9 protein-coding genes are annotated in these 8,214 nt (G+C 63.4%); 3 read left to right on the top strand and 6 right to left on the bottom strand.

The annotated features are described in order from the left end of the window. Together QZ213_RS20535 and rpoZ are read right to left on the bottom strand one after the other, a co-directional pair. On the bottom strand, positions 1-894 hold an 894-nt coding region (locus QZ213_RS20535), incomplete at its 3' end, for an HD domain-containing protein (RefSeq protein ID WP_365885081.1). A gap of 311 nt (positions 895-1,205) precedes the next feature. Beyond that, positions 1,206-1,598 carry a DNA-directed RNA polymerase subunit omega gene (rpoZ, locus tag QZ213_RS20540; RefSeq protein WP_024512695.1) on the bottom strand — a complete coding sequence of 131 codons (393 nt, stop codon included), beginning with the start codon at positions 1,596-1,598 and terminating at the stop codon, positions 1,206-1,208. Between the two features lie 346 nt (positions 1,599-1,944). Here rpoZ and QZ213_RS20545 point away from each other — a divergent pair, with 346 nt between their 5' ends. Beyond that, a complete protein-coding gene (locus tag QZ213_RS20545) occupies positions 1,945-2,577 on the top strand; it encodes an NYN domain-containing protein (protein WP_291687928.1) in 633 nt (210 codons plus the stop codon). Next, on the top strand, positions 2,555-3,244 hold the full coding sequence (locus QZ213_RS20550; RefSeq protein WP_291687929.1) for a uracil-DNA glycosylase: 690 nt from the start codon (positions 2,555-2,557) through the stop codon (positions 3,242-3,244). The genes QZ213_RS20545 and QZ213_RS20550 overlap by 23 nt, the downstream gene beginning before the upstream one ends. Positions 3,245-3,260: 16 nt before the next feature. Here the strand turns inward: QZ213_RS20550 and QZ213_RS20555 are convergent, their stop codons facing one another. The 4 genes from QZ213_RS20555 to dapA all read right to left on the bottom strand — a co-directional run bounded on the left by QZ213_RS20555 (position 3,261) and on the right by dapA (position 5,871). Further along, positions 3,261-3,836 (bottom strand): peroxiredoxin, encoded by a 576-nt coding sequence (locus QZ213_RS20555; protein WP_291687930.1) that lies wholly within the window; start codon positions 3,834-3,836, stop codon positions 3,261-3,263. A gap of 140 nt (positions 3,837-3,976) precedes the next feature. Further along, positions 3,977-4,450: an SsrA-binding protein SmpB gene (smpB, locus tag QZ213_RS20560; RefSeq protein ID WP_291687931.1), complete on the bottom strand. Its 474-nt coding sequence runs from the start codon at positions 4,448-4,450 to the stop codon at positions 3,977-3,979. 56 nt (positions 4,451-4,506) lie between these two features. Further along, entirely contained in the window at positions 4,507-4,920 is a 414-nt protein-coding gene (mscL, locus tag QZ213_RS20565) for a large conductance mechanosensitive channel protein MscL (protein ID WP_291687932.1), read from the bottom strand. A gap of 60 nt (positions 4,921-4,980) precedes the next feature. Further along, entirely contained in the window at positions 4,981-5,871 is an 891-nt protein-coding gene (gene dapA, locus QZ213_RS20570; protein ID WP_291687933.1) for a 4-hydroxy-tetrahydrodipicolinate synthase, read from the bottom strand. A gap of 261 nt (positions 5,872-6,132) precedes the next feature. Between dapA and QZ213_RS20575 the strand changes: the two genes are divergently transcribed. Then, on the top strand, positions 6,133-8,214 hold a 2,082-nt coding region (locus QZ213_RS20575; RefSeq protein WP_291687934.1), incomplete at its 3' end, for a transglycosylase SLT domain-containing protein.

An 8,214-nucleotide genomic window follows, 5' to 3' on the forward strand; every position in this document is an offset into this window, starting at 1 on the left:
GAAGATATCGGACAATTGCTCGAAGCCGACCGATTTGCGCTCCATCTTGGTCCAGATCGAAAACGGCCGCTTGCGCCGGCCGTAGACATGCGCGGCCAGCCCGTTGTTTTGCAGGTTCTTGGAGAGCTGGCTTTCGATCTCGCCGATCAGATTGCGGTTGCGCTCGGCCAGCGAATCCAGCCGCTGCATCACCACCGTATAGGCTTCCGGATCGAGCGAATGGAACGACAGGTCTTCGAGCTCCTCCCGCATCTCCTGCATGCCCATGCGGCCGGCGAGCGGCGCATAGATGTCGAGCGTCTCCTCGGCGATCCGGTGGCGCGAGGCGGGCGGCACGAATTCCAGCGTGCGCATGTTGTGCAGACGGTCGGCGAGCTTGATCAGGAGCACGCGGACGTCATCGGAGATCGCCAGCAGCAGCTTGCGCAGGTTCTCGGCCTGCTTGGCCTCGCGCGATACGAGCTCCAGCCGCTTCAGCTTGGTCAGTCCCTCGACCAGCGCGCCGATCTCGGGCCCGAAGATGTTGTCGATTTCGGCGCGGGTCGCCTCGGTATCCTCGATCGTGTCGTGCAACAGCGCCGCGACGATGGTGGCATCGTCGAGCTTGAGATCGGTGAGGATCGCCGCGACCTCGAGCGGATGCGAGAAATAGGGATCGCCGGAGGCGCGGGTCTGTGTGCCGTGCGCCTTCATGGCGTAGACATAGGCGCGGTTCAAAAGGTCTTCGTTGGTATCGGGGTTGTAGGACCTGACGCGTTCGACCAGATCGTATTGCCGCATCATCCGCGAACGCGGCGACTTGGCTGGCTTCACCGGCGCAGGCGCGGAAGGCACCACGGCGACCGATTCGGTCGCGGCCTGCATCTGGGGTGTGTTGCGGCGCCAATACGCCATTCCGATCACTGCCTTCACGTCCGGGCCGGACAGCGGCCCTCTTCCTGATATCTATGCGTTCGCGAACGCCGCGGCACCATTCTGGGCCACGAAAACGCTCGATTTAGGACATCCCGGACGCATTCTTGCGCCATCCCGGCCGCCCCCTTCGATCATTCAGGAGGCCACCTTGGCGGAATTCCATCCGTGCCCGTGATGGACGCATGGTAACCACGAAAAGGTCAACAAAAGCAAAGGCCCGGATCCATGTCCGGGCCTTGGGTCAGATCGGGAGGAGCGATACACCCCCAGATTGCAATCTGATATATCTACTACTCGTCTTCTTCGGGCTGCTCTTCCGGCGGCGCCAGGCCCTCGAGGCCCTTCAGCAGTTCCTCTTCCGTCATGCGCTCGACCGCGACCTCGGTGTCGTCGGCGTCGACGCTGGCGCCGGCCGAGCCTATCAAAGGCACGGTATCGGGCTCAGGCTCGTCTACTTCGACGAATTTCTGTAGCGAATGGACCAGTTCCTCGCGCAAATCTTCCGGGGAAATGGTGGAATCGGCGATTTCGCGCAGCGATACAACCGGGTTTTTGTCGTTATCCCGATCAACCGTAAGTTGGGAGCCGGACGAGATCATGCGGGCCCGGTGCGCCGCCAACAGGACCAGATCGAACCGATTGTCGACCTTATCAATGCAATCTTCTACGGTGACGCGCGCCATCGACTGTCGCCCTCGCTAATGGGACCGAATGTGTTGATTATGTCCGGTAGTTATAGGGGCCAGCGTCTTTGCGCAAGACCATTTTGTGATTTGCGTTCCCAATCGGCTCTGGTAACCCCTGTTTTGGGGGCCAAGAGCGAAGCGCCCGGACCTGTGGCCGGCGCCGCTCAGGACAAGAATTCGCTTTATTGCCGCGTCAAAAGTATTGGCCTTTTCGCCCTTGCCATACCATATTTGCGATGGTGTTTGTCGGGGTCAAATTCACCGAACTTTGGGCAGCAAATCCTGGAAATGCGCGGTCATTTGCCGCTGCGCCAAAAACGTTAACAACAACGCGAGAAACTGAATGTCCCCTTCCACGACCAACAAGATCGCGCTTTTTATCGATGGCGCCAATCTCTATGCGACCGCCAAGACACTCGGTTTCGATATCGACTACAAACGCCTGCTCAAGGAATTCCAGAGCCGAGGGACGCTGCTCCGCGCGTTCTACTACACCGCGATCATCGAAGATCAGGAATACTCGTCGATCCGTCCGCTGATCGACTGGCTCGACTACAACGGGTATACCGTCGTCACCAAGGCGACCAAGGAGTTCATCGACGCCAGCGGCCGCCGCAAGGTCAAGGGCAACATGGATATCGAACTCGCGGTCGACGCCATGGAACTCGCCGAGCATGTCGACCAGATCGTGCTGTTCTCCGGCGACGGCGATTTTCGATCGCTGGTTGAGGCGGTGCAGCGGCGCGGGGTGCGGGTCACCGTGATCTCGACGATTTCGAGCCAGCCGCCGATGATCGCCGACGAGTTGCGGCGCCAGGCCGACGTCTTCACCGATCTGGTGGAATTGCAGTCCAAGCTCGGCCGCGATCCGTCCGAGCGTCCCGCCCCGCGCGAGCCGCGCCACCACGCGCCGCAATTCCTGCAGCGTGCGACCACGATGGCGCCGAGGGGCGATGACGACGATTTCGACGACTGAAAAAAACCGGGCCAACGGCCCGCCGCTGCCTGCCCCGCTCGTTACTGAACCCGACCGGAATTGTCCGCTCTGTCCGAGGCTCGCCAGCTTCCGCGAGGCGGCGCGCGTGCGCGAACCGGATTGGTTCAATTCGCCGGTACCCTCGTTCGGCGATCCCGACGGGCGGCTGTTGATCGTGGGCCTCGCGCCGGGGTTGCAGGGCGCCAACCGCACCGGGCGTCCGTTTACCGGCGATTTCGCGGGCGACCTGCTCTACGCCACGCTGATCGAATACGGCTTTGCCAGGGGCATCTATCACGCCCGGCCCGACGACGGCCTGACGCTGGTGGACTGCCGCATCAGCAACGCGGTGCGCTGCGTGCCGCCGCAGAACAAGCCGCTGCCGGTGGAGATCAACACCTGCCGGCAATTTCTGTCGGCGACACTCGCTTCGATGCCAAAGCTGCGCGCGATCGTGGCGCTCGGCCGCGTGGCGCACGAATCGGCGCTGAAGACGCTTAGCCTTCGCAGCGCCGCGGCGCCGTTCGCGCACGGCGCGATCCACCAGGCCGGCGCGCAGAAACTCTACGACAGCTATCACTGCTCGCGCTACAACACCAACACGCGGGTGCTGACGCCGGAGATGTTCCGTAGCGTATTCGCGAAGGTCAAAGCGGATCTGGGGTGATACCGCACGCGCGGCGCTAAATGCGATTATCCTTCAGCCAGGCCAGCACCTCGCCGGCGTTCCGGTCGGGCGGAAACACCGGATAGAACACGTGGCTGATGCGGCCGTCATCGACGATCAGCGCCAGCCGCTTGATCAGCGTGAGGCCTGCCACTTCCATGGTCGGCAGGTCGAGCGCGCGCGTCAGCTGCAGCTTCTCGTCCGACAGCACCGGAAACGGCAGATGCAGCCGCGAGGCCATTTCGGTCTGGTAGGCGTTGCTCTGCGTCGACAGGCCGAACACCTGCGCGGCGCCGGCGGCCTTCAGATCCGCGAACAGGTCGCGGAACGCGCAGGTCTGCGGCGTGCAGCCCCGCGCACCCGGGATCATGTCCCATTCGTCGACCAGCGCGATCTTGCCGGGTTCGCCGGTCCGGGGATATGCGAACACCACAGTGCGTCCCGGCAGCGCCGACAGCGTCACCGACGTATCGTCGGTCGCGACCAGGCCGATCGGCGGAATGGTCATGCCCTTAAGATGCGCCGCCGCACCGTCGTCAGTCGGCGCCGGGATCTTGCTCCAGTCAACTTCAAGCAGATTTCTCTGGTTCATCGCCCTTCCCTCAAATCCAGCACACTCAGACCTCATGGCGAGGAGGCGCTCTTGCGCCGTCTCGAACCATGAAGCCACAGCACGGGCCTCATCCTTCGAGACGCGGCGAAGACGCCGCTCCTCAGGATGAGGGTCACTATCTATCCCCGCGCCCGCAGCAGGCGGCCCTTCTCCCGGCCCCAGTCGCGCTTCTTTTCGCTCTCGCGCTTGTCGTGCAGCTTCTTTCCCTTGGCCACCGCCAGCAACAGCTTGGCGCGGCCGCGCTCGTTGAAATAGAGCTTCAGCGGGATCAGCGTCATTCCCTCGCGCTCGACCGCGCCCATCAGCTTGTTGATCTGCTTCCTGTGCAGCAACAGCTTGCGCGGCCGCTTCGGCTCGTGGTTGAAGCGGTTGGCCTGAAGATATTCCGGAATGTTGGCGTTGATCAGCCAGACCTCGCCGCCCTTGGTATCGGCATAGGATTCCGCGATGGTGGACTTGCCGCTGCGCAGCGACTTGACCTCGGTGCCGGTCAGCGCGATGCCCGCCTCCACCGTGTCCTCGACCGCATAGTTGAACCGGGCCTTGCGGTTTTCCGCGACGACCTTGATCGCGCGCTGGTTCTTTTCGGCCATGATGGAATTATCTCAGGAAAACGAAAGCGATAGCACTGCGTCCGCACGCATGCACGTCAAGACTTTTTGAGCAGATCGCGGATTTCGGTAAGCAGTTCTTCCTCGCGGGTCGGTTTCGGCGGTGCGGGCGCGGCTTCGTCCTTGCGCTTCAAGACGTTCATGGAACGAATGACCATGAACAGCACGAACGCGATGATGACGAAATTCAGCGTCAGCGTGAGGAAATTTCCCCAGGCCAGCACCGCGCCCTGCTTCTTGGCGTCGGCCAGATTACCGGCAGTGACCGCCTTCGACAGCGGGGTAAAGTAGTTGGAGAAGTCGAGGCCGCCGGTGATCGCGCCGATGACCGGCATGATGATGTCGCCGACCAGCGAGGTCACGATGCCGCCGAAGGCCGCACCGATGATGACGCCGACCGCGAGGTCGACGACGTTGCCCTTCATGGCAAATTCGCGGAACTCCTTGAGCATTTGCAGTCCCCTCTCTTCAGCCTTGCGAACAGGAAGACACATCGCGCCAACGTCGCAGGCTCAGTTGATCAAGCCCGCATGCACCATCGCGCTGCGCACCGCCACGCGAGTGGGTTCGGTTACCGGCACCATCGGCAGCCGCAGCGTCTCGTCCATCTTGCCGAGCAGCGACAGCGCATATTTCACCGGCGCCGGATTGGACTCGATGAAGAGGTTGGTGTGCAGTGGCATCAGCTTGTCGTGCAGCTTGAGCGCGGACTTAAGATCGCCCTTCTGCCAGGCAAGGTGGAATTCGGAACACAGCCGCGGCGCCACGTTGGAGGTGACGGAGATGCAACCGTGGCCGCCATGTGCCATGTAACCGAGCACGGTGGCGTCCTCGCCCGACAGCTGGTTGAAATCCTCGCCCATTTTGGCGCGCTGCTGCGAAACCCGCACCATGCTCGCGGTCGCATCCTTGACGCCGGCGATGTTCTTCAGTTCGAACAGCCGCGCCATGGTGTCCACGCTCATGTCGATCACCGACCGCGGCGGGATATTGTAGATGATGATGGGAATGCCGATCGCATCGTTGATCGCCTTGAAGTGCTGGTACATGCCTTCCTGGGTCGGCTTGTTGTAATACGGCGTCACCACCAGCACCGCGTTGGCGCCGGCCTTCTCCGCATGTTGGGCGAGTTCGATCGCCTCCCTGGTCGAATTGGAGCCGGCGCCGGCGACGACGGGAACGCGGCCTTTCGCCTCGTCGATGCACCATTCCACGATGCGCTTGTGCTCGTCATGGTTCACGGTCGGGCTTTCGCCTGTCGTGCCGACCGGCACCAGGCCGTTTGTGCCCTCGTCGATCTGCCAGTTCACCAGCGCGCGGAAGGCGGCCTCGTCGAGCGAGCCGTTCTTGAAGGGCGTGACCAAGGCGGTGAATGATCCCCGGAAATTCGTCTTGGCTGCCATGGACTTCCTCCGAACGCGGGTTTTGCGGCCTTGCCGTTACTGGAAACGGCATTCATATCGGGTCTGATGACCCGGCGAAAGGCCCGACCCGGTTCGACCTTTGCCCGGCTTCACTCCGCCCGAAAACGTGCTGGCCGCGATTTCGCCGCGGTGCTGGCGCAAACATCCGCGGGTCCCCGCGTATTTTAGTATTTTGTCCATATATTCAATCAAATAGAGCTAGGGCTCCAGCGATTGCATGATTCGCCGCGAAAGAAGGCCGTGACCCCATCCAGCCGCGCAGCCGCGTTGCGATCGACGGCACTGGCGACATGCCTGGCGCTTGCCGTCGGCTTGTCGGCATTGGCTGAAGACGCCTGGGCCACACCCAAGAAAGTTCCATTACCCAAGCCGAGGCCGATCGCGCGAAACGTCGTGCCCAAAACCTCTTCCAAGGATACCCCTTCCAAGGATACCGCTTCCTCCAAGAATACCGCGCCGGCAGCAAAGACCGCGGCCAAAAATACCGCTCCCGTTGCGGCGAGCACTCCCGCGGCTGCCGCCCTCGCCCCCGCGACGCGCCAGCATGCGGCCTTGCCGCCGCCGCGGAAGCCGCCGCCACCCCCGGCTGCGGTGGCCGCGACGTCATCGACCTCGCAGGCCGATACCGATGCGCTGGAAAACGTCATCGAGCTCGTGCGCAAGCACAAGCCGGCGGACGCGACCCAGACCGAAGCGATCATCATGGATCCGGTCGCAAGGAAACTTGCCGAGTGGATCATCCTGCGCAGCGACGATAACGGGGCATCGGTCGAACGCTATCGCGCCTTCATCGCCGGTAACCCGAGCTGGCCGTCACAGACCTTCCTGCGCCGGCGTCTCGAGGCGGCGCTGTGGGACGATCATCGCGACGATGCCACGGTGTGGGCGTGGTTCGAAAACGAATCGCCATTGTCGGCCAAGGGCAAGTTCGCGCTGGCGCGGGCGATGCTCGCGCGCGGCGACCGCGCCAATGCGGAGCGTCTGGTGCGCGACGCCTGGCGCAACGATGCCATGTCCGAGGATACCGAAAGCACGGCGCTCGACCTGTTCGGCGCGCTGCTGACGCCGGGAGACCAGAAAGCGCGGATGGACCTGTTCCTCTATGGCAGCGAGCACGAGGCTGCACTGCGCGCCGCCAAGCGGCTGGGCGCCGGTGAGGTCGCGCTGGCGAAGGCGCGGATCGCCTCTTATCGCAAGGCCTCCAACGCAAGGGCCCTGCTCGACGCGGTTCCGCGCGAGCTGCACGGCGATCCCGGCTACATCTTCAGCCGGATTCAGTTGCTCCGCCGCGAAGAGAAATTCGCGGAAGCCGCCCAGCTCATGCTCGGCGCGCCAAAGGACCCCGCGCGCCTCTCCAACGTCGACGAATGGTGGATCGAGCGGCGCCTGCTGTCGCGCAAGATGCTCGACATCGGCGAGCACCGCACCGCCTATCTGATCGCGCGCGACGCGGCGCTGCCCGCGCGCGACATTTACAAGACCGAGCAGGAATTCACCGCCGGCTGGATCGCGCTGCGCTTCCTGACCGACCCGGCTTTGGCCGCGCAACATTTCGCGCGCATCGGGATCGGCAGCGTCAATCCGACCGCGCTGGCGCGTGCGGGCTACTGGCAGGGCCGCGCCGCCGAAGCGGCGGGCCGCGCCCAGGAGGCCCGCGCCGCCTATACGGCGGCGGCGGCTCACTCGACCAGCTACTACGGCCAGTTGGCGCGAGCAAAACTCGGCCTTCCCCAGATCGAACTGAACGCCGCGCCGACCGGCCGCGGCCGCGGAATCGAAAAACTGGAGATCGTGCGCGCGGCGCAACTGCTCTACGATCTGGACGAGCGTGAAATCGCCGTGCCGATTTTCGCCGATCTGGGCGAGAACGGCGATCCCGACGCGCTGGTGGGCCTGGGCGAACTGGCCTCCCGCTTCGGCGACGCGCGCAACATGCTGCTGGTCGGCAAGGCCGCACTCAATCGCGGACTGCCGTTTGATTTCTACGCCTATCCGGTGACGGGGATTCCGCCGTTCAAATCGATCGGGCCGGACGTCGAGCAGAGCATCGTATTCGCGATCGCGCGGCAGGAAAGCGCCTTCAATCCCGCGGTGGTGTCGCCGGCGCAGGCCTACGGGCTGATGCAGGTGACCCCGGACGCGGGCCGCTATGTCTGCAAGAAATACGGGGCCAGCTTCGACCTCGCCCGGATGAAGAACGATCCGGTCTATAACGCGGCGCTCGGAGCCGCCGAGCTCGGCGGGCTGATCGAGGATTATCGCGGCTCCTACATCATGACGTTTGCGGCCTATAATGCCGGCCGCGGCAGCGTCAAGAAATGG

It is taken from the genome of Bradyrhizobium sp., from assembly GCF_017881085.1.
Classification (GTDB): Bacteria; Pseudomonadota; Alphaproteobacteria; order Rhizobiales; family Xanthobacteraceae; genus Bradyrhizobium.

Bases quoted from the DNA above. Each gene is read 5' to 3' on its own strand.
- smpB (WP_291687931.1), bottom strand. From the start codon at position 4,450: ATGGCCGAAAAGAACCAGCGCGCGATCAAGGTCGTCGCGGAAAACCGC.
- dapA (WP_291687933.1), bottom strand. From the start codon at position 5,871: ATGGCAGCCAAGACGAATTTCCGGGGATCATTCACCGCCTTGGTCACG.
- QZ213_RS20550 (WP_291687929.1), top strand. From the start codon at position 2,555: ATGACGACGATTTCGACGACTGAAAAAAACCGGGCCAACGGCCCGCCG.
- mscL (WP_291687932.1), bottom strand. From the start codon at position 4,920: ATGCTCAAGGAGTTCCGCGAATTTGCCATGAAGGGCAACGTCGTCGAC.
- QZ213_RS20555 (WP_291687930.1), bottom strand. From the start codon at position 3,836: ATGAACCAGAGAAATCTGCTTGAAGTTGACTGGAGCAAGATCCCGGCG.
- QZ213_RS20545 (WP_291687928.1), top strand. From the start codon at position 1,945: ATGTCCCCTTCCACGACCAACAAGATCGCGCTTTTTATCGATGGCGCC.
- rpoZ (WP_024512695.1), bottom strand. From the start codon at position 1,598: ATGGCGCGCGTCACCGTAGAAGATTGCATTGATAAGGTCGACAATCGG.